This window comes from Paenibacillus sp. FSL H8-0332 (genome assembly GCF_037963835.1).
GTDB lineage: Bacteria > Bacillota > Bacilli > Paenibacillales > Paenibacillaceae > Paenibacillus_AQ > Paenibacillus_AQ rhizoplanae.
Genome location: NZ_CP150145.1, coordinates 5,090,331 through 5,114,633, shown reverse-complemented (window position 1 = coordinate 5,114,633; position 24,303 = coordinate 5,090,331). Strand labels below are relative to the sequence as shown.

General features: G+C 51.2%; 19 protein-coding genes. 17 read left to right on the top strand and 2 right to left on the bottom strand.

The features are described 5' to 3' along the window. Positions 1 to 41 precede the first annotated feature (41 nt). The 3 genes from NST43_RS22010 to NST43_RS22000 all read left to right on the top strand — a co-directional run bounded on the left by NST43_RS22010 (position 42) and on the right by NST43_RS22000 (position 4,150). A complete protein-coding gene (locus tag NST43_RS22010; RefSeq protein WP_339219396.1) occupies positions 42 to 818 on the top strand; it encodes an ABC transporter ATP-binding protein in 777 nt (258 codons plus the stop codon). Positions 819 to 821: 3 nt separating this feature from the next. Further along, positions 822 to 3,233 (top strand): FtsX-like permease family protein, encoded by a 2,412-nt coding sequence (locus tag NST43_RS22005; RefSeq protein WP_339219394.1) that lies wholly within the window; start codon positions 822 to 824, stop codon positions 3,231 to 3,233. 614 nt (positions 3,234 to 3,847) lie between these two features. Further along, positions 3,848 to 4,150 (top strand): hypothetical protein, encoded by a 303-nt coding sequence (locus NST43_RS22000; RefSeq protein WP_339219392.1) that lies wholly within the window; start codon positions 3,848 to 3,850, stop codon positions 4,148 to 4,150. A gap of 412 nt (positions 4,151 to 4,562) precedes the next feature. Here the strand turns inward: NST43_RS22000 and NST43_RS21995 are convergent, their stop codons facing one another. Further along, entirely contained in the window at positions 4,563 to 4,874 is a 312-nt protein-coding gene (locus tag NST43_RS21995) for a DUF6809 family protein (RefSeq protein ID WP_339219390.1), read from the bottom strand. 141 nt (positions 4,875 to 5,015) lie between these two features. Between NST43_RS21995 and NST43_RS21990 the strand changes: the two genes are divergently transcribed. The 4 genes from NST43_RS21990 (at position 5,016) to NST43_RS21975 (ending at position 9,764) form a co-directional block, all read left to right on the top strand. Next, positions 5,016 to 5,396 (top strand): hypothetical protein, encoded by a 381-nt coding sequence (locus tag NST43_RS21990; protein WP_339219389.1) that lies wholly within the window; start codon positions 5,016 to 5,018, stop codon positions 5,394 to 5,396. A gap of 163 nt (positions 5,397 to 5,559) precedes the next feature. Beyond that, complete coding sequence (locus NST43_RS21985; protein WP_339219387.1) at positions 5,560 to 7,371, top strand: ABC transporter ATP-binding protein; 1,812 nt, start codon at positions 5,560 to 5,562, stop codon at positions 7,369 to 7,371. Beyond that, positions 7,364 to 9,133 (top strand): ABC transporter ATP-binding protein, encoded by a 1,770-nt coding sequence (locus NST43_RS21980; protein ID WP_339219385.1) that lies wholly within the window; start codon positions 7,364 to 7,366, stop codon positions 9,131 to 9,133. Before NST43_RS21985 ends, NST43_RS21980 begins: the two co-directional genes overlap by 8 nt. A gap of 181 nt (positions 9,134 to 9,314) precedes the next feature. After that, positions 9,315 to 9,764: a macro domain-containing protein gene (locus NST43_RS21975; RefSeq protein WP_339219384.1), complete on the top strand. Its 450-nt coding sequence runs from the start codon at positions 9,315 to 9,317 to the stop codon at positions 9,762 to 9,764. Between the two features lie 86 nt (positions 9,765 to 9,850). Here NST43_RS21975 and NST43_RS21970 read toward each other — a convergent pair whose 3' ends face one another. After that, on the bottom strand, positions 9,851 to 10,633 hold the full coding sequence (locus NST43_RS21970) for a helix-turn-helix transcriptional regulator (RefSeq protein ID WP_339219383.1): 783 nt from the start codon (positions 10,631 to 10,633) through the stop codon (positions 9,851 to 9,853). Between the two features lie 185 nt (positions 10,634 to 10,818). Between NST43_RS21970 and NST43_RS21965 the strand changes: the two genes are divergently transcribed. From NST43_RS21965 to NST43_RS21920, 10 genes are all read left to right on the top strand, one after another. Beyond that, the gene (locus tag NST43_RS21965) at positions 10,819 to 11,835 is read left to right on the top strand and encodes a cellulase family glycosylhydrolase (protein WP_339219381.1); all 1,017 of its coding nucleotides are present in this window, start codon (positions 10,819 to 10,821) and stop codon (positions 11,833 to 11,835) included. A gap of 36 nt (positions 11,836 to 11,871) precedes the next feature. After that, a complete protein-coding gene (locus NST43_RS21960; RefSeq protein ID WP_339219379.1) occupies positions 11,872 to 13,818 on the top strand; it encodes an alpha-L-arabinofuranosidase C-terminal domain-containing protein in 1,947 nt (648 codons plus the stop codon). A 450-nt stretch (positions 13,819 to 14,268) separates the two neighbouring features. Next, a complete protein-coding gene (locus NST43_RS21955; protein WP_339219378.1) occupies positions 14,269 to 14,844 on the top strand; it encodes a TetR/AcrR family transcriptional regulator in 576 nt (191 codons plus the stop codon). Between the two features lie 65 nt (positions 14,845 to 14,909). Beyond that, entirely contained in the window at positions 14,910 to 15,521 is a 612-nt protein-coding gene (locus NST43_RS21950; RefSeq protein ID WP_339219376.1) for a GNAT family N-acetyltransferase, read from the top strand. Positions 15,522 to 15,665: 144 nt separating this feature from the next. Further along, positions 15,666 to 16,844, top strand: a complete 1,179-nt coding sequence (locus NST43_RS21945) for an ROK family transcriptional regulator (protein ID WP_339219374.1) — start codon at positions 15,666 to 15,668, stop codon at positions 16,842 to 16,844. A gap of 43 nt (positions 16,845 to 16,887) precedes the next feature. After that, positions 16,888 to 17,871, top strand: a complete 984-nt coding sequence (locus NST43_RS21940; RefSeq protein WP_339219372.1) for an ROK family protein — start codon at positions 16,888 to 16,890, stop codon at positions 17,869 to 17,871. A 31-nt stretch (positions 17,872 to 17,902) separates the two neighbouring features. Continuing rightward, on the top strand, positions 17,903 to 19,084 hold the full coding sequence (locus tag NST43_RS21935; protein WP_339219370.1) for an MFS transporter: 1,182 nt from the start codon (positions 17,903 to 17,905) through the stop codon (positions 19,082 to 19,084). Positions 19,085 to 19,102: 18 nt separating this feature from the next. Continuing rightward, positions 19,103 to 21,355 carry an AraC family transcriptional regulator gene (locus tag NST43_RS21930; protein ID WP_339219368.1) on the top strand — a complete coding sequence of 751 codons (2,253 nt, stop codon included), beginning with the start codon at positions 19,103 to 19,105 and terminating at the stop codon, positions 21,353 to 21,355. A gap of 403 nt (positions 21,356 to 21,758) precedes the next feature. Beyond that, on the top strand, positions 21,759 to 23,297 hold the full coding sequence (locus NST43_RS21925) for an extracellular solute-binding protein (RefSeq protein ID WP_339219367.1): 1,539 nt from the start codon (positions 21,759 to 21,761) through the stop codon (positions 23,295 to 23,297). Between the two features lie 132 nt (positions 23,298 to 23,429). Continuing rightward, positions 23,430 to 24,296 (top strand): ABC transporter permease subunit, encoded by an 867-nt coding sequence (locus tag NST43_RS21920; protein ID WP_339225496.1) that lies wholly within the window; start codon positions 23,430 to 23,432, stop codon positions 24,294 to 24,296. The last annotated feature ends 7 nt before the right edge of the window (positions 24,297 to 24,303 follow it).

Here is a 24,303-nt window from a genome sequence, read left to right as displayed (position 1 = left end):
GTCAGGAAGAAGAATAGGATGATTTTAGGAGGCGGCCTTGGGTGATAACCAAAAATCCTAGCAAAGAGGTTCTAATCAAGACTGTTGATTTATGCAAAGTATACTCCTCAGGCAATGAACAATTTCTCGCAGCCAAAAGCATTAATCTTGAAGTATACCAAGGTGACTTTACGGTGATTATGGGCAGTTCGGGCTCGGGGAAGTCTACGCTGCTCTACCTCCTCAGCGGTCTGGACGGGATTACTTCCGGAGAAATGATGTTCAAGGGACAGCGAATCGATGCATACACAGAGAAAGAGCTTACGGATTTCCGGTCCAACAAAATCGGCTATGTGTATCAATCGATCAATCTGGTTCCTGATTTCACTTTGCTGGAGAATGTGGCTTTCCCGGGGTACGTGGCTGGCCGCAGCAAAAGCGGGGTGAACGAGCAGGCATTAAGCCTGCTGCACCAGATGGGGATCGGGGCACAAGCCGGACGCCTGCCGTCCCAGGTATCTGGAGGACAACAGCAGAGAGCGGCGATTGCCAGGGCGCTCATCAATTCGCCGGAGGTGATTTTTGCGGATGAGCCTACAGGGGCATTAAGCCAGGAGCAGGGCGCAGTGATTCTGGATCTGTTGACGGAGATGAACCAGAATGATCAATCGATCGTTATGGTGACGCATGATATCCAGGCTGCGTGCAGAGCGGACCGGTTAATCCTGGTCAAAGATGGCACGATCGACGGGATTCTGGAGCTTGGCAAATACGCACCGGATCAGTTGAAAGCGAGAGAAAACCAAATTTTCATGTTCATGTCAGGGGAGGAGAGGTAGCGGATGTATGCGGTATGGAAACTATGCTGGACGAATCTGAAGCACAAAAAAGTGCAAAACAGCTTCATTGCGATCATCATCATGCTGGCAGCTCTGCTCCTCTCGACCGCCGTGTCCGTTCTCAACAACACCAACCGGATGTATGAGAGTATTCATGATCAGTCCCGTGGCGCTCACCAAATATTGCAGATGGAGAATGGCATCCACGATCCGGTCGAGATACATAAATGGTGGGAGGAGGAGCAAGGCGTAACGGTCTCGAATTTGATGCGCTACCGCTATCTGTCTAGTATGTCGCACGCTGGAGAAGAGATTCCGAATGTGGACTTGTTCATGATGGATGCGCCAACAGGACCTTTTCCCGTGGACCGGCTGCAGTTCGTGGAAGGGGAAGAACAGAGCACAACGGAAGCAGGAACCGCCTGGATTCCCACCTCGCTGGCGTATCCCAATGATATTCATGTGGGCGATTCGGTTGAATTCAAGACAGATGAAGGGACCATCCGGTTGAACGTTGCGGCCGTCGTCGTGGATATTTCCTACTGTTCGCCATTTGCGACGAGCGGGAGAATCTGGCTGAATCATGAGGATTATACTAAGCATATGACCCTGTTGCCGGGTGAAGATAAGTATATGACCGGACTACGGTTTGAGGATTACAGTCAACAGAGAGCCTACTGGGAGAGATTCGAACAGTATCTTGGGACCCCCTATCTGGAGTCAGTCAAAGACTTCGAGAGCTTGTCTTCCTATTATATGATTGCGAACCAGGTGATTAGCTTCGTGATGATTTTTCTGGCTGTTGTCATGATCTGTGTTGCCTTGTATACCTTGGGATTCACGATTGCCGATGCTATCCTCTCTAACTACAGAACGATCGGGATTATTAAATCCGTCGGATTATCCTCCCGCAAAGTCATTATGGCTTATGTTGCGCAATATACCTTCCTGGCGCTCGTCTCGGTCATCCCGGGGATGCTGGTCAGCAATATCCTCTCCGGCACCATTGTTGCGGGTTCTATGGCTTATCTCAACACAGGTTCATCAGGGATGAATGATCTATTATCAGTTACAGGCGTGGGGACCAGCGTGGCTGTTGTTGCAGTAATTTTCCTCTCGGCCCTGCTGTTTGCGAATAAGGCGCGCCATGTGGAGCCTGCCCAAGCCGTTCGTTACGGCATGTCCGAGAAGGAGTACTCCCACCAATCAGGAGGAACTGGAACATGGAAAAGAAAGCTCCTGCAACTGGGGGCTCTTCCGACTTCAATGATTATCGGGCTAAGAAGTGTCACCAAGAATATCCGGGGTTCGCTGCTGATTGTGCTGATCTCGGCGTTGTCCACCGCTGTACTCGTCTTCGGGTTCCTGTTCGTATACAGCATTGCTTCCATCCATGGAACCATTGCCAAATGGGGGTATGATTCGGCCGATCTGTCCATCAGAATCGATAACCCGGCTAAAATGACTTTTGCACAGCTTCAGGAAGAAGTTCTCTCCGACCCAAGGGTTAACAATTACTCGCGGTACGGGGATGCCAATGCGGTGGTGCCGATTCCTCCGAAGAACGGGGCTGCCGTGAAACAGGATACGATGGGAATCTTACTGACGGTCGCGGATGGGAACTATGATGAAATAGGCTATGAGAATGTGAACGGCCATAACCCTGTGTCTGCCAATGAAATCTCGGTTGGAGTGAATGTTGCCAGAACGCTAGGTATCCAGGCAGGCGATACAATGGATATTTATATTGAAGGGGAAAAACATACGCTGACCGTCACCGGGATCTACCAGGCAATCGCGAACATGTCCAATTCGGGGCGGATTACCGCCGACGTCATCAGAAGAAGTAATCCGGGCTATGGAAGTGCGATGAGCACAACCTTTATTAATCTGAATGCGGGCACTCCAGTTGATTCATTCGTAAATGAATTGCAAGAGCGGTATGGAAGTGTACTTGGGATCGCCAGTCAGGCTTCGTTAGTGGATGAGGTATTCTCGCAGGCGATCAAAATCATCGTTCTGCCAATGTCCGTTATGGCGCTGATGTTTATCGTCATTACGTTCGTGATCATCTACAGCATCTGCCGGATTAATATGAAGAAAGAGAGCCGTACCTACGGCATTTACAAGTCCATCGGCATGACCTCCCGCCAGATCCGACTGTCGGAAACCACCGGCATCCTAGTCGTATCGGGGATCGGTGCGCTGGTAGGAATTCCTATAGGTTTGTTAGGCCTGCCTCCTCTGCTTAACGTCATCCTGTCAGATTACGGGATTGTTAAAGTTCCGCTGATTATGAACGGGGGAGGTATCGCCTCGATGATTCCCTTAAGTGTCATCGCCGCAGGCCTGGGCTGCTGGGCAGCTTCCAAGTCTATACAGAGTGCTTCGCCGCGGGTGTTGGTGGTGGATTGAAAGAAGTGTGTTATTGCAGTATTGCAAGATTTAAAAGAGCCGGGCGATCAGTCCGAAAACATCCTGCTGCATTCCCAGCATCGCTCATCTATTTTGGGATAGTACAATTTTTTGTGACGGATTTATTAGCCGCCGTTTCCTAATATGGAGGCGAAAATACATCCGCAAATATAATTCGATCTGTTGAGTTTTCAAGTTCAATACGATCTGACAGGGAAGTTCAGGGAGGCTTAGCTTTGCAAAAAAATGAGGAAAAGATATAAATTTGTAAACATTTAGATTATTTATACGTCTATATAGTAGGCCTGTAATTTTTAACAAAAAATTAAAGGAGGAAAAACATTGTTACATCTATGACGGTCGCAATATCGTTAATGGCAGCAACGGCAAGCGCTGATACGGGAACCGCCCACATTAAAATAGGTTCTATATCAGGTGGGGCAAGCAACAAATCACTTTGAGAATGGACAACCGTTGCTTCCTTAGCAATCGGGATAGGAATAGTCTCATATTCAACTAGCTCTTCTGAAGATAATCAGAACAATCTTACTGTAATAAGTAAGAATGTTCAAAGCAAAGTTGATTTAACCGCTAAAAAATCGGCTCTATCTGTAGTGAGTACAGATAAAATCGAAGCTGACCATATAATTTTCATAAATGCCGATGATGCAGAATCCCAATCAGATGCTGTAGTTAGAGTCATTGCAACTGGTGAGAGCAAAAATGTCATTGAAAACTTTGATTGGGGGCCAACTGGCAGAACAGAAACTAAGGTTAAAGTAGTCCAGTTATATAAAGATTCACCAAAACAGGAAATCAGTTCAGAGCTTGTAACCTTCGAACCTTCCTATGTGATTGAAGGTAAAGAAGGTAACATTAGAATGAATTATGAAGATTACACAAATGCAAGAAGGTAATGAATATGTTTTTTATTTCTAAAGTGGAATGAAAAACAGGGTGCATATTGGGTTAGTTCTCTGGAACAAGGTAAATTTGAATTGTCCGGAGCGGATATGGCAGAAAAAACAATGCAAGCTACGAATGATCAATATAGCGAACTGAAGAAAAGTGTACTGGAAAAATATACACAATGATATTACTGAAAAGCAGCTCACGATAAAGGAGCTGCTTTTTTCAGTTCTACTGGAAGTAATTCATTACTAAGTTAATATTTAAAAGTCCCATTCATATTCCACAATCTGATCGATTTTTATAACATTCGCTGGCTCAATCTCTTCTAACTCCCCGAATTTACGCCATAGGAAGGGATTAAAATTCATCAGAACATTGCAATAGCTATGAAACACGCAGAATTCATTCTGTTTATTATTAAGTCTTATCACCCACACTAATTAACCTACTACCAAGCTCCTCCTCCCCGGTTAAAATCTCAACCATAATCCCTGCCCCAAGGCGAAATCCATACTTGAAACTAGCTGCCAACTCCATACCGTGAGTTTGACCATATAAGTCTAACAGCGCTTCTAACTCGTCGAATTCTTCCGCTGAAAGCCGGTCCTTCCAAACCTCTATGATGTCAGATGTTCTTTTTCTTAAAATAGAGTACTGCGGGTCATCGGGTATGATATTTTCATCGGGATGCAAGTTGCCGTGATACAGGCTCTCTAGGATACTATCCACTTGCTCATCTCCTTCATTGTTAAAGTACTTTGTGTTCCAACAATAAAAGATATATAATCTTAAATCCACGGAGTATACTCTACAGAACGATGGAATTGTTTTCTGAATCTTTCAACATTAATTTATTTTTCGGAGGTACCAATGAAAAAGAGAAACTTACTCCTTTTATTCATTCTTCTATTTGTTATTGCCTACATCTCGTTTGGTGCATGGATATCGCATGATACCAAGATCATATTAGAAGAAGCGATGAAGAAGGACGCTGATATGAATTACATGAGTCCTTCGGTATACAGCAAAATTAATCCTGTTGAACGTAGGATGACATCTGATGGCTTTGAGTACAATTCAAGCGCTCATCAGATCGGTTTTGTATTGCCGCTGCATTACTTCGCAGGGTCAAAAGTATATGTAACTCAGAAATATGAAGATGATAATTTTGCATTCAAAGAACCTGTTCAGCTAACGCTGAAATTGAAAGCCGGGAAGTGGTACGCGACAAAGGTAAGTATTCAGCCCTAGCGGGAATATCATACTCGGCTCTAATAAAATGACTGCTGCCCACCCCGGCACAGTCATTTTTATTTTCCACCCAACCCCTATAATCTGACAGGTTATTCCTCCCGGATGGAAATGATACTATGAGTTGGGGCGTGCTTATAATTCATTCCAACAAGGAGACTACATGCTTACTTCAAGAAAATATACAGTATTCGATCTGATCGGGATTCCGCTTAGGGTGATTCCGGTGCAGACGGTGGCGGCGGTGGGGTATATGCTGGTGGATGCCCTGATGCCTGCGTATCAGACGCTGGTGATGGCTTATTTCATTAATACGGCGACCCATATTGTGAATGGCCGGGCGGAGTATTCGTTAATCTACAGGCCGCTTGCGCTGATTATGGGTTATGTGATCGTTACTCATCTGCTTCCCAGCCTGATGCAGCTGGTTGAGCTGACGGGTCGCAACCGGCTGAATGTGCGGCTGAAGCGGGAGATGGTGCTCAAGCGGGCGCGGCTTGCGTATCAGCATATTGAGAATAAGGAGACCACAGAGTTAATCCATAGGGTGTGCGGCGATCCGGTGGGTCATTTCATGGGCGGCTTCAACAATATGATGAGTGGACTCAATCTGCTGATCGGGACCGCTTCGCTGCTTGTGATTGTGATGTCGTCCACGTTCATTACGGGGATTGTGATTGTGCTGGTTGCGGTGCCTTTGTTCTATATTGCCATGAAGACGGGCAAGGCGAATTATGTGCTGGGGATGGATGCGCAGCGGATACGGAGGAGGAGCGCAGATCTGGCGCATATTTTGACCAGCCGAGAAAATGCGGAGGAACGCACGTTATTCGGATATAGTCCGGCGCTCAGGGATCGGTACGACAAGCTATATGATCAGACGTACGCGGTGGAGAAGAAGATACAGATCCGCAGCTTCATTCATCTAAAAAGCGGCTCGATCATCGCCCTGCTGATCGGCATCATTATAGTGGCCTTGCTGTTGCCTGCGCTGCACTTGGGCGAGCTATCGATCGGCCTGTTCATTTCGCTGGTGACCGCGATCTTCAGTCTCGTGCAGAGGATGTCCTGGCAGTTAGCCGAGACGATGCAGGAGCATGCGCGGATGAAGGAGTATCTGAAGGATTTTTCAGCTTTTGCCGGACTCAGTGAGAAGAAGGATGCCGCTGCTCTACCTGTGGAGATAGACGGCTTCGTCTTTCAATCGCTGGAATTCAGGCAGGTGAGCTTCCGCTACCCGGATACGGAAAGATACATATTGAATCAATGCTCGTTCACCATGGTTAGCGGGAAGAGCTATGCCATTGTCGGTGAGAACGGGGCCGGTAAGTCTACCCTGATCAAACTGCTTTCCGGGATGTACGATACCTACGAAGGTGAAATCTACATTAATAATAGGAACCTGCGGGAGTACAGCTACCCGGAGCTGAAAAGCATCATCGCTGTGGTCTTCCAGAATTACGCCAGGTACGCGCTGTCGATCCAGGATAATGTCCGGCTGGGGAATATCCTGAGGCTGGATGAAGAGCGTGTCCGGCACAGCATAAGCAAGATGAATCTGGACGGGATGGTCCAGGGGCTGGAATCCGGTCTTGATACTTATGTTGGAAAAATTAAAGATAACAGCCTGGACCTCTCCGGCGGGCAGTGGCAAAGGCTGGCGATAGCCAGACTGTTGTACTCCAGCTCAGCTATTCATATTATGGATGAGCCTACGGCTGCCCTTGACCCCCTCGAAGAGAGCAGGCTATATGAAATGTTCAGCAGCATCCGCGCAGACCGGTTCACCATATACATCACCCACAGGCTGGGCGCTGCGAGAATCTCGGATGAGATCCTGGTGGTGCGTAACGGGCGGATTGCGGAGCAGGGCTCCCATGAGCAATTGCTGGAAATCCCGGACGGGATATACGGGAAGATGTTCGCCAGCCAGAAGTCGTGGTATGAAGCAGAGAGTATGGTGCAGCATGGATAGAATACAGGGGAAGGGATTCCTGAGCAACGGGGTCAGATGCCTGCGGCTTTTATTCCAGGTGAATCCCGGGATGTCTTATACGTACATCGGTGTTGCCTTGCTCCAGGCGTTGTCCTGGGTGCTGCAGGTGTTATTGTTGCAAAGGTTTTTGGATGCGGCGGCTGCATATGCTACTGGTAGAATAGGCTTCAGGATGATTCTCCTGTCCTTGGGCGCGCTGGCACTTATGTATCTGTTTTATCATGTCATGGATGGACTCGGGAACTGTTATGAGGAGATTTACGGGCTAAGCGTGGGCAAGCACCTGAACCTGATGATTTTTAGAAGAGTAGATTCGTTACAGGTCTCTGAATTCGAGGACACGAAGCGGCTGGATTATATCGATAAGGCTGTGAACGGGAGCGGCAAGCTGATCTGGATCGGGACGACCTTACTGGACATTCTATTCTACTATACGACTTATTTCGTGTTCATCGGGTGGTATCTGTTCACGCTCAAGCCGGTGCTTGCGCTAAGCATTGTCGTCGTATTTGTCCCGGTGATGCTCTCTGAGTGGGTGCTGATGTCAGCATTCAGGAATCTGGAGGCGGCAGCTGCTCCGATCCGGCGGGAAAATGACTACTATGAACAGTGCTTAACGGACAAAAAGTATCTCTCAGAGACCCGGTTGCTGGGGGCTACTGCATTTTTCGAGAATCTGTATACCTCTGCCCTGCAACGGTTGAACGCTATTGTACTTCGGACGCAGGTACGCAAGCATCTCGTTCAGCTCATTCTGAATATAGTGACGGTTATTGGCTACGGCCTGATCGTGTATATGCTGTTTGTGTCTGTGATGAGGCAGGAGATTTCGATTGGAGCTTTTGCGGCGGTGCTGGCTTCGATTGGCAGTCTATACCGGTTCATGAACAAGCTGATCACCGAGAGAATCGCCTGGGCTACGGAGAATATCGGGTCTACTGAGCATTTTCTGGATTTCATCGACGAACCTGTTCAGAGGACCAGCAACATGCCAAGGCCCGCAGACAGTGATATTGAGCTAAAAGCTGTCCGCTTCCGCTATCCGACGGCGACCCGAAATGCGGTAGAGGAGATTGACCTGATCATCCCGAATAAGCAGACACTGGCGATTGTAGGCGAGAATGGAAGCGGGAAGACCACGCTGTGCCGCATCATTATGGGGTTATACCCGCCTTCGGCAGGGGAAGTGTGGTACGGGAAAGTGGAGGCCTCGCGGACTAGCTATGAGCGAACGTCGGCTGTTTTTCAACATTATCGCAAGTATAATGAGACTATACGGGAGAATGTGCGGATCAGCCAATATTCCAAACCAGCAGATGATACCGCAGTAGTATCCACGTGTGAGGAGGCCGGGGTGCTTTTATCCGGTGAAGGGGTTAAGGAAGGGCTGAATACGATGCTGGGACGGGAGTTCGGCGGCACGGATCTATCCGGCGGTCAGTGGCAGCGTGTAGCGATTGCGCGCGGATTGTTCCGGGACAGCGACCTGATGATTCTGGATGAACCCACGGCGGCCATCGATCCCCTGGAGGAGACCCGTCTATATAACGACTTCGCCGCCCTGTGCCGGGATAAAACCGCAGTCCTGGTCTCCCATAGATTAGGCTCTGTGAAGCTGGCGGATCGAATCCTCGTGATGAAGGACGGAAGGATCGTGCAGGATGGCACGCATGAGGAGTTAATGAGCATAGATGGCGAGTACCGGACGATGTATGAGGCGCAGCGGAAGTGGTATGTGTAGGGGGGAACTATTCGGATAGGGAAGAGTGACGGAGGAGAATTTTGGAGCTGGAGGAGCGGTAGCGTCCGCCTTTGTCGCCGGAAGGCCAAACATTCTCTGGAGTCACGACCATCCCGGACCGGACATCCTTAAGTTCAATCTATCTGCCAAACACCCAAGTCACAACAACAAGGAGAAAACCATGACCATCCAATTCGTAAACGGCGATCTATTAGAAGCCAGTGAAGATATTCTAGGACATCAGGTGAATTGTCAGGGGGTGATGGGGTCGGGGATTGCGAAGATCCTGCGGGACCGTTATCCGAATTTATATCCTGAGTACAAAAAATACTGCGACCAGCACACGCCTGACGAGCTGCTCGGACACTGCCAGCTGGTGCAGACGGGCGCGAAGTACACGTCGAATCTGTTCGGCCAGCTTAACTATGGAAGGAGCAAAACCCGGTATACGGATTATGCTGCGCTGGAGCAAGCGGTAACTAGACTGAAGACAGAAGCACAGGCCAAGGGTCTGTCTGTCGCCCTCCCGTACAACATTGGCTGCGGGCTGGCGAACGGGGAGTGGAGTGTGGTGGAGCGGATCATCGGGACAGTGTTTGAAGATTATGAAGTCACTTTGTACAAAATCTAGCCTGTATTCAGGCTTCATCCCGACCTGACCGCCCATAAGCAGTCTGGTTGGTTATACGTATCGAAGCAATGCCCCACTTTGTGGGGTTATTTTTTGTGCTCCCTGTACTGTGACGGCGTCTGCCCTGTCTGCTGCTTGAACTGGCGCATGAAGTGAATCTCGCTGGCGTAGCCGCTCATTTCTGCGATTTTTTTGACGGAGGTGTCCGTGGTGGTGAGCAGGTATTTCGCATGTTCGATCCGGCTGGTAATGACGTCGGCCATCGGGCTTACACCGAAGAAGTCCTTATACAAGTGCTGGAAGCAGGAGCGGCTCATGGTTAATTCGTGGGATAGTCCATCGATGGTCCAGTTCAGGAAGGGCTGGTTATAGATTTTGGTGCGGATAATGGACATCTTGTTGTAATGCGTGTTGCCGACTTCCTTCTGGGTCGAATGAATCCGGTTGCTGAGCTTAATGAAGAATAATTGCAGATATAATTCGATGGTCTCGTCCTTATGCGGGTTCTCGGAATAAGCCTCATAGCACAAATTGTTAATGATAATCGATAGCTCGTTCAGGTCACCAATCGGAATGACTTCATCCCTGGGGATCGCCAGACGGTCCAGCAGCGCTTCATTCCCCGGCTTGTCCAGCCGGAAATGGAACCAGTCATTGGTGAACTGTGACCCGTATGCCCGGTAGAACTGAGGCGTATGCTCACTGTACAGGATGAAGGAGTCTGGACCTGTCACCCGGCTCTTTCCCTCCAAAGTGAAGATGGCCGGCGTCTTCAGCAACAGCAGCATATAGTCTCCCGACCCTTGGGGCCTGTTGATGATGAAGTCCGCGTCATGGCTGTGATTGTAGCCGATATTGTGTATGTTCATATGAACCTCCTGCGCAGCAGATAGATCTATTGTAGAAGCTAAGGGTGCCTTTTGTAAATGAGGATTGCACAATAAGTTAGTACTTACGCACGATGTGTAATTGTCCTGGGGCCAGGGTTTATCTATGCTTAAGGCAGGTAAGCAAGAGGAGTATACATTGAAGGCTGAGGCCGGAGAGGATGATAATGATGAAAGAGTGGACCGGTTATTCAAGAGGGGTGAATCTCGGAGGCTGGCTGTCCCAGTGTCCGTATCAGCATACACATTATGATAGCTTCATTACGGAGAAGGATATCGAGACGATTGCATCCTGGGGACTGGACCATGTCCGGCTGCCGGTAGATTATGAAGTGATAGAGGATACGGGGAATGCCGAGACTTACGCCGGGTTCAAGCATATCGACAATTGTATCCGCTGGTGCGCTGCCCATGGGCTGAATCTCATTATTGATCTGCATAAGACGCCGGGCTTCTCCTTCAACAGCGTGGCCGAGAATTCCCTGTTCGACGATCTGGCGCTCCAAGAGCGGTTCTTGAATCTGTGGAAGGCGATTGCCAGCCGGTATGCCAGCTACAAGGACACTGTGGCTTTTGAATTGTTGAATGAGATTGTGGAGAAGGACAGCAGCCGCTGGAATGCGCTGGCCCACCGGACGATTACTGAAATCCGCAAGCATGCGCCGGAGACCAAAATCGTTGTCGGCGGTATCCAGTGGAACAGCGTGCACACCTTGGAGCTGTTGGACCAGCCTTTTGATGAGAATATCGTCTACACCTTCCACTTCTATGAGCCGTTCCTGTTCACGCACCAGCGTGCGGCTTGGGTGGAGCAGATGCCTAAGAGCAGCATGGACTATCCGGGTGATCTGGAGAACTACCGCAGCACTTCGGCGGCCATTGGCGCTTTCGGCTCGGGGCTGCATACAGAAGGTATCCACGAGATGGGTCCGGCGTACATGACCAGCCTAATTCAGAATGCCATCGATGTCGCTGCGGAGCGGAATGTGTATCTGTACTGCGGGGAATACGGCGTTATTGAGCAAGCTCCTTCGCAGAGCGTGGTGAACTGGTATAAGGATGTGCATGGAGTGTTCGAGCAATACAAGATAGGCCGGGCCGCTTGGACCTATAAAAAGATGGACTTCGGCATCTCCGACCGCTACGACAGCAGCATTACTTCTGCGATTATTTCTTATCTGTGAGCGGGTTAATACTCTTTATGAAGCGAGGTCTTATAAATGAAAATACAAATTACAGATAAACCCGGAGTATCGATCTCCAAGGGGATGATTGGGCTCTTCTTCGAGGATATCAACTATGGTCTGGACGGCGGGCTGCATGCCGAGATGATTGAGAACCGTTCCTTTGAGTTCATGAAGGCGCAGGGCGACAGGGGGAGCTACAGCGAGAGTCATGACGGCCTTTATGGTTGGACGGCTTATCCCGCAGAGGCATACGAAGCCACGCTTCAGATTCAGACGGAGCATCCGCAGAATGAGGTCAATCCCCATTACCTGGCGTTTACCGCCGGGGAGACGCAGAATGCTTTTACCAATAAAGCCTATGATGGTGTCTCCCTGAAGCCGGGACTTACGTATGAGGTATCCTTCTATGCCAGAGCGGAGGGGTATACAGGGGGCATTGAAGTTTCGGTTGAGCAAAATAGCACAGTTATGGCGCAGGCCGTCATCGCGACAGCGGTAGGGGAAGAGTGGACACGCTATACAGCGCAGCTTAGCAGCAGTGGGCCTGTATCGTATGGGCATTTCGTCATCCGGCTGGATGCTCCGGGTACGGTCTGCTTCGACTTCGTCTCCATGATTCCCTCCGATGCGGTGCGGGGTCTGTTCCGCCGGGATCTGGTCGGGCTGCTGGAGGAGATGAAGCCTGGCTTCCTGCGGTTCCCGGGTGGATGTATTGTTGAAGGCTATAACCTGGAGAACCGTTACCAATGGAAGCGGAGTGTGGGTGCCGCCGAACAGCGCAGGAATAATAGCAGCCGCTGGGCGCTGCACGGGAATAATGAAGAGAATCAGTACACGAGCGAATACAGTCATTATAATCAGAGTCTGGGGATTGGGTTCTATGAGTATTTCCTGTTGTGTGAATACCTGGGAGCGCGGCCGATTCCGGTGCTGAATGTCGGGCTGGCTTGCCAGTTCCAGTCTACAGAGCATGTGGGCGTGCATGATGAGGCTTTCCAGGAGTATATTCAGGATGCGCTGGATCTGCTGGAATTCGCCAACGGGCCAGTGGATTCTCAGTGGGGCCGCCTGCGGAGTGATATGGGCCATCCTGAACCGTTCGGTCTGGAGATGATCGGGATCGGCAACGAGCAGTGGGAGACGGAGCATGCGGACTTTTTCACCCGATACGATCTGTTCGAGCAGGCAATTCATGCGGCGTACCCGTCTGTACAGCTCATCGGCTCCGCCGGGCCGGATGTCAGTTCGGTCAACTACACCCGGGCGTGGGAATATTACCGGAAGCGGGCCGAGGGTAATCCAAACTTCGTCTACGCTATCGATGAGCATTACTACGTGAAGCCGGAATGGCTGTGCGAAAATGTGCATTTCTATGATCAGTATCCGAGAGACATCAAGGTGTTCGCCGGGGAATATGCGGGTCACTATGGCAACGGGATGAATGCGCCGCACTTCAACAGCTGGGGCGCTGCGCTGGCAGAAGCCGCATTCCTGACAGGCCTTGAGCGCAATGCCGATATCGTTGTGCTGGCCTCTTATGCTCCGTTGTTCGCCAGACTCGGCTATGCCCAGTGGTCGCCGGATATGATCTGGTTCGACGGGGAGAGCAGCTACGGTACACCAAGCTATTATGTGCAGCAAATGTACAGTACACTGATGGGAACGAAGGTGCTGCAGACCGTACATGATCAGGAGGAGATTCCTTACACTGTCTCTTATGATGAGGAGCAGCAAGTCCTTTATGTGAAGCTGGTGAACACGCTGGACCGTACCGTTCAGGTGGAGCTGGAGACAGCACTGTCCTTGAACGGAATCGGCGAGGCGTATGTCATGCAGGGACAGGAAGCGGAAGTGAACTCTATTGAGGCTCCGCGCAACATCGCGCCTAAGCGTGAGCCGCTTGAGACCGCGAACTCCATGGTATATACGCTTGAGCCCAAGTCGTTCCATGTGCTGCGGATGGAGTGCGGGGTAAGGTAATGTAAGGTAATGTAAGGTAATGTGGGCGAAAGTAATGCTCGAAAGATCAAATATAAGGAATATGGGGGAGACGGGAGGTTGTCGTCTTCCCTTCTTTTTGTAGGAGTGAGTTTAATTGTATTCCGTACAGCTAAAAGTAGCCTAAAGCCCGGATAAGCTGAGTTAACTGCATTCTGTACAATTAAAATGAGGCGAAAGCAGACTTTTAGATCATTTACTTATAAATAGATGTATCAAATACAATTAAACCGCACATAGAGCCTGTATTGTTCATTTTAGTTGTACGAATTACACTTAACCCTCCGCCAACGCGCATTGGAGGTTTGACACCACCCACCTCCCGGTATAAAATAAACCTAAATGATAGATAAATGTATCATTTAGATTACTAAAATATCATTATAATAAAAAAACTATCACTCATCCTACAGCAGAGGCAGGCCTATATTCATGAAAACCAGTGTTAAAGATAACAAACGCAAGGCCATTCTGGATGCGTCCACGGAGCTGCTTGCGCTCAAGCCGACGGCTACGCTGCAGGAGATAGCGGATCACGCAGGGATCGGCATTGCGACGCTGCACCGTTATTTCTCCACCAGGGAGCTGCTGCTGGATGCGCTGGCGCTGAATGCGATCGGGCTGGTGGAAGAAGCGCTTGGGGGCGTTACCGCAGAGGAGCGCGATATGCTCTCATTCCTGATGGAAGTGTTCGAGGTGCTGATTCCTTTGGGCAGCAAGGTGTCTTTTCTCAGCTCTGCAGCCTCAGTGGACGAGAACCCGCATATTGTAGCCGAGGAAGCACGGATCAAGCAGCCACTGCGGGAAGCGGTGGAGGGCTGGCAGGCACGCGGTCTGCTGAATGCCGGAATGACCGCCCACTGGATCATCACGGTCATGTATAATCTGTTGTTCGTTGCCTGGCAGGAGATCCAGAAGGGGAATCTTGCGAAGAATGACGCTCCGCAGCTGCTGGTTAATACAGTCCTCCAAGGCTTTGGCAGAACAGGGCAAGGGGACGGCAGGTAACCGTGAAGAGGGATCGTTCACCAAGACGGATAGAATCTGGAGTGGAACAATAAGGAGGAACCGGTATGTCAACACTGCAAGTAGAGATCGTAGACCGCTTGGATGAAGTGCAGAAAAGCGAGGTCGCCAGGCTGTACTACCAGGCTTTTGCCCTCAAATTCAGCGCCCTGTGGATATTTACCCGTGAAGAGAAGGAGGTTGTGGAGGTGCTCTGCCGCAGCCTGCGTTATGACAACGGTCTATACGCGCTATGTGAAGGAAGGGTTATAGGATTCATCGGTCTGGAAAAAGGTGACGGCTTCTTCGCCGCGCTAAACTATGCGTCGCTCAGGCAGACATTCGGTATCTTCGGTGGTGTGTGGCGGTATGCAGCCTACGGCGTATACCGTCTGTTCCACAGTGGTATCTCTAAGGACACGATTCACATTGACCCGCTTGTTGTTTCTGGTGAAGCCAGAGGGCTTGGAATCGGAACCCGGCTGCTGGAAGCCGCCTTCACCTGGTCCCGGCAGGCGAACCGCAGTAAGGTGCTGCTGGAGGTTGTCGATACCAATCCGCTGGCGAAGAAGCTGTATGAGCGGGTAGGCTTCCGGACCTTCAAGGTGGAGAATACCCGGTTGTTCTCCTCGCAGGCGGGCTTCCACAAAGTGCTGCATATGGAGAAAATGCTGAAATAGCCTGACACTCGTTCCCGATCCGCAGGAGGATTGGGGATTTTTGTATTTTTTTAGGTGCTGGATAAATCGCCCGAAAGACTGTATATTAGACTGTATATTAAGTTAGTAAACTTAATTAACTATGTATAGAACGGAGTATGAATCGTGAGAATTCAAACGGCCGGGACCCCCAAGGTCATGCGCAATCTCAATGAATTTCTGATTCTGGACCAGATGATCGGCGGCGGACCGCAATCCAGGGCGGATCTTAGCCGGTATACCGGCTTAAGCAAGCCTACGGTATCCTCGGCCATTGCTCATCTTATAGAACGCGGACTGGTCAGAGAGACCGGCAGAGCAGAGAATACTCAGGGCCGCAAAGCGACTCTAGTGGAATTCAACCCGAAATGCTTTTATACCCTGGGGGCTGAGGTGGGGGGAAGCAGCCTGCGCATAGCACTCGCAGATATGAGCGGAGAGATCTGCTATTACAAGCAGCTGTCTATGCCGGAGGGCGGGCTGACAGAGGCGGTATATCAAGACTTCCTGGTTCAGAGCATAGAGGGACTGCTTGCGGATTCCGGGATCTCCCGGGAGAAGCTGCGGGCTGCCGCCTTCGGGATTCCTGGCGTAGTGGACCCGGCAGATGGCAGCGTGTCTGACCTGGTTGCCCCGCTGCGCGGGTGTGAAGGGGTGCTCGCAAGGGCTAATCTAGCCCGGCTGTTCCCCGTGCCCATAGTGACGGAGAATGATGTCAACCTCGCGGCTCTGGCGGAGTATGCCTCTTCGGGTATGGCGGCAAGCGGCTCTCTGCTGTACTTCTCCATCGGCGCAGGAACCGGGGGCGGCCTTATTATCCACGGGGAGATCTACCGGGGGCTTGGCGGCGGTGCAGGCGAGCTAGCGAATCTGATGCTGAGCGCAGGCAGGCTGGAGGATGTACTGTCTACAGACGGATTAAGGCAACTGGCCAATCGGATGGCAAAAGAATACACAGGCGCAGGTGATACAGCGCATCTGCTGTCCACACCTGGAGGAACGGCAGCGCAGATATGGGATGCAGTGCGCAGAGGCGAGCCTCTTGCACTGACTATTATGGAAGCTTACTGCAATCTGCTCGCAGAGGCGGTGGGCAGTATTTGTACAGTGATGGCTCCAGCGACTGTGGTTCTTGGAGGCGAACTGGGCAGCCATGGAGAGATCCTGCTGGAGAGGCTGGAAGCCAGGCTGGGCGGGCTTCAACGGAAGCCCCGGCTGGCTGCTTCCAGCCACGGTGACAAGGATGTGGTTCTTGGAGCGGTGCAGACCGCGGTCCAGTTGGCTTTTCGTGAGCTGCGGGCATAAGGAGCATAAGCATATATTTTATAGAATGACGGGGGAATCCTAGATGAATATGTTAACTGCCGGAATTGATGTGGGCGGCACCAAGACACTGCTATGCCTCACAGATGAAGAAGGTACGGTGCTTGAACAGTACAAGGTGGAGACGCAGCTGAGCCGGGAGCCGGAGGTATTCTTCCGCTGGTTATTCGCCGAACTGGAGCAATTCTGCAAGCGTAACGGCACTACGCTCACTTCTCTGAAGGGAGTGGGCATCGGGTTCCCGGGAGTCATGAATGAGCGCACTGGCACACTGACCAGCGCACCGGCGCTCAATTGGCCTGCAACCACGGATATTCGTCCGGTAATTGCCGCTTATTATCCCGGACTGGTCGTGCTGGACAATGATGTGAATATGGCGGCTATGGGCGAGTATGCAGCGGGCTCGGCTGCCGGATCTGAGCATTTCATTATGATCACAGTCGGGACGGGGGTGGGCAGCGCCTTGTTCCTGAACGGCCAGCTCTACCGGGGAGCCAGCTTCGCTGCGGGTGAGATCGGCTATCTCATCGTTGAGCCGGGAGCGGTTCATGCTGCTGCCGATCCGGAGTACAGTGAGTTCGGTCCTTTTGAGATGGAGGTATCCGGCACGGGGATTGGAGCGAAGGCGGCTGCAAGGCTGCACGGGAACAACAGTAGTTCATTGATCCGGGAGCTGGCGCAGGGCGATGCGGTCCGGGCGGAGCATGTATTTGCAGCCGCGCAGCAACGGGATGAGACAGCACTTGCGCTGCTGGATCATGCGTATGAACAGATGGCGGCGGCGGTCAAGAATATTGCGATTACGCTGGATCTGGAGCTGGTCATTCTCGGCGGCGGTGTCGTGGAGAAGAACCCGGGCTATGTGCAGGAGGTTGCAGCGCGGGTCAGCCGGTACACGCCTGAGCAAGCCTTAACGATCCGGCAGGCGGTGCTCGGCAATCAGGCGGGAGCGATAGGTGCTGCTGCGGCGGCCCGAAGCAGGCTGAACGCAGGAACCGGGCAGAATTGAGGGTATGAAGATGAGACGCGGAACAAGTATAATGAGATTCTCTGTAGGGAGCAAGGAGAGCGAGGTCCTGCTGAAGATGCGCGGGCTGTATCTGTTCACAGGTCTGGCCGGGGGCAGCTTCAACCCGTATGTCACCTCTCTTCTGGTCCATCAGGGCATGACGAGCCAGAGGATTGGAGTGATGATGGCATTCGGCACCTTGCTGGCGATTCTGTTTCAGCCGTTATGGGGAATTCTGGTGGACCGCTATCAACGAACAAGACTGGTACTAATGCTTACCCTAATTGTTCCCGGCACCATAGTCTATTTCTACAATGTAAAATGGCTTGTCGTCATTGTGCTGGTATACAGCTTGTATACGATTTTTCAGAGCACCCAGACGCCGATTGCCGACGCTTATGCTGTGAATGCAGCTTCAGCCGCAGGCACCTCGTTCGGGACCATCCGGCTGTTCGGCAGTATCGGTACGGCGCTGGGAGGGTACTTCGGAGGACTGTATCTGAACTGGATGGGAGTTACAGAGCTGTGGATTCCCTTCCTGCTCTTCAACCTGCTTGCCCTTCTGCTCGTGATTACCATCCCGGTGAATGTGGAGCGGCGGACGCAGCACGTAACCTTCACCAGCGGAATCAGGCAGCTGCTGGGCAACCGGGTCTTTCTGTTGTTTCTCGCCGGTTGTTTTCTGGTGAACCAGACGCTTACGGCCTTCAACTCCTTCTTTGTCCTGACCTTCCAGATGGCGGGCGGGAGCTTCGCATGGTCAGGCATCGCCCTGATGATTGCTTCCATTACCAGTGTTCCGGCCATGCTCGTGGCCGCAAGCGTTCTGAAGAAGTACGGCTATGAGAAAACATTGATGCTGGCCTCCGTTGTCTACATGCTCCGCTGGGCGATCCAATGGCTCATTCCTGTTCCCGGTGTTATGATAGGTGTCCAGACGCTGCACGGTATGTCTTTTGGTTTCTTTTACATTGCAGCTGTGGAATATGTGGCCTCCATTACGGGCAAAGAGCTGCAGGCCACAGGACAAAGCCTGTTCAATATGGTGTTTGTGGGGCTTGGAGGCATTGCCGGGAACCTGCTGAACGGGTATTTGCTGGATAGCGGCGGCCCGCGACTAATGTATTTCTCCTGTACGGTCAGCGCCGCGCTCGGCGCTTTGCTGCTGTACAAGGTAAGCTCCATTTCACATAAGAAGCAGCAGTCTGAATAAGAAGAAGGGGGAAGCTCTATGAAGCGCAGTTGGTATAGTCGGATGCTATTCTCATACTTCCCTGTCTTCCTGCTTGTAGTCACTGTTCTAATCTTCCTGGCCTTCATGGTCATTACGGAGCTGTCCCGCAGCGAGACGGAGAAGGCCAATTACATATCCACCCGCTATGTGGCGGATACGGTGGAGCGGACCTTGAATGATATAGAGCTGGGCGTGCTGCAGGAGATCGGAAATAACTATTCCTATAATGACTTCCTGGATGCGCCCTCCGGCACGGACTCACCGGCTGGAAGCTCGTATGAAATTGTGCAGAGCATGAACCGGCTATCTGAACGCTTCAGCCTGATTGATTCGATCTATGTCTACCGTAACAAGGACAAGCTGATGCTGGGCCAGAGCGGATACGTGAATCCGGGACAGGGCCAGGGGCTGGAGGCGGAATATTTGCAGCAGCTCTCCGCGAATAAGCAGCAGCAGGGGTGGAGCGCTGTACGGATGGTTCAGCCCAGGAACTCTCAGGACTTGCGGCCGGTGATCAGCCAGGCCAGCAGGCTGCCGATTCCTTGGGGCTCCGACGGTTACATTGTTATTAATGTCAGTGTGTACCGCATAGAGCGTCTGGTGGACAGCTTAACGAGTGGGGAACTGTCCTTCCTGCGGATCAAGGATGTCTCGGGGACACCGATCTATGATTCTGCTCCCGCCGCAGACGGTCAGAATAACAGAACGCTCTCGAAGGTCGAGGCGAAGAATCTGGGCTGGACCTTCGAGAGCGGGCTGCGGGCCGGGCGCTTATTCGACTGGATCTCGGTGATCTCCTACATCTGGTTCATTCTCGGGCTGCTGACGATTGCGCTGGGCATAGTGTACATCATCTACATCACCCGGCGGAATTACCGGCCCATCCATCAGCTGATGGTGCGGATTCAAGGACTTCAGCCTGCGGCCCAGAATGCCGCGCCTGCCGTAGCTTCCGATGAGCTGGCCCTGATGCATAACGCGCTGGACCGTCTGGTGCAGATCACTACCGATTATGAGCGGGAACGCTACGAGAATCTGGTCATTCAGCGCCGGGAGCTGTTCCAGGATTTCCTCAGCGGACAGCGGCTGGAGGATGCGGCAGAGCGGCTGGAGTCGCTGGACCCTTTTGAGGGCACCAGGGAGTTCGAAGCCTTCGTTGTATTCGCAGCCGAGCTGAACCGGGAGAAGGACTGGCATGCGCTGCCTGCTCAGGATCAGAATCTGCTGAAATTCGCCCTAACCAATGTACTGGGGGACTTGATGGCAGATAGGCAGCTTCATGCGTGGGCCGAATGGATCAGCGGGGAGCGGCTGGGGATGATTATTGGCTTCCGGTTCCAGCCGGTGAAGGATGACAGCGATACGATGCTGGAGCTGGCAAGAGACTGCCACCGCTGGATTATGGATAATCTGCGGGTATTTCTGACCTTCGGAGTGGGTACGGTCGTCCGGGACTGGCGGGAGATCCGGAATTCTTACGCGGCTGCGGCTGAGGTGCTGAGTCACAGGCTGGCACTTGGAACAGAGATTGCGGCAGTCCATATGGTGGACGGGCAGGACGATTCCGGACTACAGAGCTATAAATACTTCGGGAGCTTCACCCAGCTTGTCCGTGAATTCCGTCTGTCGGACGAGAACTGGCGTATCCGGCTGGACGAAATCTTCGATTCCTTCCGCAAGGACCGCTTGAAGGACGAAGAGATCTATATGCTGCTGGAAGTGCTGCTCCAGGCACTGGAGCAGGAGCTTAAGGGCATAGCGGAGACACTCGACCGTCAGCTCGCGGCAGCATGGACCGGCGGTCTGCGGGAACGCATTCGGGGCAGCACCGATCTTGAAGAGATCCGGGAGCTGCTGACCGGCTGGCTGAATGAAACCTACCATGTCTATGTGTCAGTCAATGAGCTGAAGAGCCACCGGGTGATGATTACCGAGGTTAAGCATTATATTGAAGAGCATTTTGCCAATCCTGATCTCTCCTTGAATCATTTGAGCGAACGGTTCCAGATCTCTGCGAAATACGCCAGCTACCTGTTCAAGGAAGAATTCAATATGAAGTTCGTGGACTTTCTCGCAGAGCAGCGGCTGATGAAGGCCAAGGAACTGCTGGAGACGACTTCAGAGAGCATACAGGATATTGCCCTGCAGATTGGATATGCTAATTCCATTACCTTCGGACGGGTCTTCAAGCGTATTACGGGCATGACCCCGGGGGATTACCGCAAATCGAAGCTCCATAAAGATGAATAAGCACTGCGTAAATCCGGCTTCAGCTGATTCCGGGTTTGCGCTTTTTTTGATTATTGGGGTTGGCAGGGTTCTACGATCCGGCAGTTATATAACAAATAGTGTTATATATATGTTATATAATTAGGTTTAAGGATACAATTCTCGTGAAGCGTTCCTGCGATAATTGTATATTCGAAATGAAAAATGCTGCAATTTCATTGGTTTTTTCATGAAAATTCAATAAGAAACATGTATATTGTCGAATTACGCAAACGATGTAATAATTCATCACATGGTCAAGCCGTAAGCATCATACAGAGACAACAGGCTGATTGAAATCAGAAATCGAAAGGGATAGGTGGTAGGAAATATGACAAATGATAACGGTAAAAGAAAGTTGGCTCTCGGTCTCTCAGCGGTTCTTATGTCATCTATGGTATTGTCTGCATGCTCGTCTAAAGATTCCAGTGAGGCAAGCGGCAACGGTGCAGCACCAGCCGGCAGCTTGAAGATCGAAATTTTTGACCGTGGCAATGCGCCGGCCGGTGTTACGGCATCCGATAATTTCCTCACCAATTATGTTAAAGAGAATTTCGGCAAGGCGAATAATATCGATGTGGAATTCGTCCCTATCCCCCGCTCGGAAGAAGTGACCAAGCTTAATGTCCTGATGGCCAGCGGAACCGATGTCCCTGATATCGTCTTCACCTATGACTCCGGAACCTTCAACAAATATGCCGAACAAGGCGGGCTGACGGATCTGACTCCGCTGCTGAAGGAGCATGGACAGAATCTGACCAAGTTCCTTGGCGAGGATACTCTGCGCTACGGTCAATACGATGGCGTTCAGTATAGCATTCCTGCCAAACGCTCTACGATAGGTAAATATGCTTCCTTCATCCGTCAGGATTGGCTGGATAAGCTGGGGCTTCCCGTTCCGGCTACCTCAGAGGAGTTATACAATACACTGACCGCCTTCAAGACCAAAGATCCGGGTGAGACCGGCGGCAAGGTGATTCCACTGGGCATGACGATTGCTGCGGCGCAGTATGATTCGCTGGTCTGGTCCTTCATCAAGCCGGTTAGTGAGCAGGAGCGCTTCGAGTTTACACAGAGCCTGAGCTCCCGGGACTACCCGATTCTGCTGCCCGGATTCAAGGATGCCATTCAATATATGAACAAGCTGTATAACGAAGGGCTGATCAGCAAGGATTTTGCCCTGGATGAGAATAAAGAGACCCTTACACAGAATATCGGGAACGGGCTTGTGGGCGCATTCAGCGATGATAACGATGCGATCTTCTACCCTGACGGTTCTTATGATGTTATGACGAAGAATAACCCGAAGGCGGTACTGAGCGCCATTGATCCGTTCACGAACAGCGAGGGGAAGACGGCCAAGCCAGTATCTGCTCCGAACGGGATGTATATTATGATTCCGAAGTCCAGCAAGCATGCGGTGGAAGCTATCAAGTATCTGGACTGGATGTCTGCGGATGGTCATCTGCAATATATTCAGAACGGAATTGAAGGCGAGCATTACAAGCTGGAAGACGGCGTGCCGGTCTCCATTCCGGATCTGTCTGTCGAATCCTCCAACAAGCTGTCAGGCGGCGGGGATATCGGAATTATCGCGAACGGACGGATTTTCGAGAGCCAGGAGAAGAATAATGAGGCCTTTGTGAAGAGCTTCCGCACCCAGTATCAGGAGATCATCGCGAAATCACTGAATATTTCCACCACTAACCCGATTGAGCCGGTGTTCACCAGCCGTCCGATTGAGGCCGAGAGCAAATACGGCACGACACTTAGCGATAAAATCAAGCAGTTGATGGTGAAATCTACAATGGTCTCCCCTGGCGAATTCGAAGTCACCTATGAGAGTATGCTGAAGGACTACATGTCAAGCGGCGGACAGGCCATTCTGGATGAACGCAAGGCTGCCTACAGCGAGCAGAAATAATTGAATTCGAGGTCCGTGAGGGAGGGGGAGCGGCAGGGCTGCCGGTCTTGGCTGCTCCTCTTTCAGCCTCAGGGGCACAGTGGAGGAGGAATCGTTGTGGGATACACCCGTTATTTTCGCAGAAATTGGCAGATGTACGCATTGCTGGTCTTGCCCGTCCTGTTCTTTATTATTTTCAAATATGGTCCAATGTATGGTGTGCAGATTGCGTTCAAGGACTTCAACTTTTTCAAAGGCATTGGTGGCAGTGAATGGATTGGTCTTGACGGATTCCGCGAGGTATTTGCGAATCAGGACTTTTATATAACCTTACGCAACACGTTGATGCTGAACTTTCTGGATCTGATCGTTTCTTTTCCCGCCCCCTTGATTATTGCCATTATGCTGTTTGAGCTGAAGGTGGTCTGGTTCAAGAAGCTGTCTCAGACGATTCTGTATATTCCGCATTTTATTTCCTGGGTAATCATCGGCGGGATTGTGTATCAGCTCTTTGGCCAGCAGTCCGGGATGATTAACAACCTGTTAACGAGTCTGGGACTGGATGCGATTCCTTTTCTCTCTGACAAAAATTATTGGCTGATCACTTACCTGCTGACCGGTGTCTGGCAAAGCGCAGGCTGGGGGACGATTCTCTATCTGGCGGCACTCGCGGGCATCAATAAAGAGCTGTTCGATGCGGCGGAGGTCGATGGGGCCGGAAGAATCAAGCGCATTCTGCATATTACGATTCCGGGGATCAAGCCGACAATTGTTACGCTGCTGATCATTAATCTGGGCAACATGATCTCGATTGGCTTCGAGCGGCCGTTCGTCATCGGTAACCTTGCGGTTATGGAATACTCGGATGTGCTGAGTACCTTTGTCTACCGGATCGGTCTGGAATCGGGGCAGTATACGCTGGCTACGGTGGTTGGATTGTTCCAGGCGGTGGTCGGACTTCTGTTCCTGCTGGCGGCGAACTATATCTCCAAGAAGCTTACAGACGAGAGCATCCTCTAATCAACCT

What these genes read in the sequence shown, in the direction of transcription:
- NST43_RS22005 (WP_339219394.1), top strand. Translation starts at nt 822, where the DNA reads ATGTATGCGGTATGGAAACTATGCTGGACGAATCTGAAGCACAAAAAA.
- NST43_RS21990 (WP_339219389.1), top strand. Translation starts at nt 5,016, where the DNA reads ATGAAAAAGAGAAACTTACTCCTTTTATTCATTCTTCTATTTGTTATT.
- NST43_RS21985 (WP_339219387.1), top strand. Translation starts at nt 5,560, where the DNA reads ATGCTTACTTCAAGAAAATATACAGTATTCGATCTGATCGGGATTCCG.
- NST43_RS21980 (WP_339219385.1), top strand. Translation starts at nt 7,364, where the DNA reads ATGGATAGAATACAGGGGAAGGGATTCCTGAGCAACGGGGTCAGATGC.
- NST43_RS21975 (WP_339219384.1), top strand. Translation starts at nt 9,315, where the DNA reads ATGACCATCCAATTCGTAAACGGCGATCTATTAGAAGCCAGTGAAGAT.
- NST43_RS21970 (WP_339219383.1), bottom strand. Translation starts at nt 10,633, where the DNA reads ATGAACATACACAATATCGGCTACAATCACAGCCATGACGCGGACTTC.
- NST43_RS21965 (WP_339219381.1), top strand. Translation starts at nt 10,819, where the DNA reads ATGATGAAAGAGTGGACCGGTTATTCAAGAGGGGTGAATCTCGGAGGC.
- NST43_RS21960 (WP_339219379.1), top strand. Translation starts at nt 11,872, where the DNA reads ATGAAAATACAAATTACAGATAAACCCGGAGTATCGATCTCCAAGGGG.
- NST43_RS21955 (WP_339219378.1), top strand. Translation starts at nt 14,269, where the DNA reads ATGAAAACCAGTGTTAAAGATAACAAACGCAAGGCCATTCTGGATGCG.
- NST43_RS21950 (WP_339219376.1), top strand. Translation starts at nt 14,910, where the DNA reads ATGTCAACACTGCAAGTAGAGATCGTAGACCGCTTGGATGAAGTGCAG.
- NST43_RS21940 (WP_339219372.1), top strand. Translation starts at nt 16,888, where the DNA reads ATGAATATGTTAACTGCCGGAATTGATGTGGGCGGCACCAAGACACTG.
- NST43_RS21935 (WP_339219370.1), top strand. Translation starts at nt 17,903, where the DNA reads ATGAGATTCTCTGTAGGGAGCAAGGAGAGCGAGGTCCTGCTGAAGATG.
- NST43_RS21930 (WP_339219368.1), top strand. Translation starts at nt 19,103, where the DNA reads ATGAAGCGCAGTTGGTATAGTCGGATGCTATTCTCATACTTCCCTGTC.
- NST43_RS21925 (WP_339219367.1), top strand. Translation starts at nt 21,759, where the DNA reads ATGTCATCTATGGTATTGTCTGCATGCTCGTCTAAAGATTCCAGTGAG.
- NST43_RS21920 (WP_339225496.1), top strand. Translation starts at nt 23,430, where the DNA reads ATGTACGCATTGCTGGTCTTGCCCGTCCTGTTCTTTATTATTTTCAAA.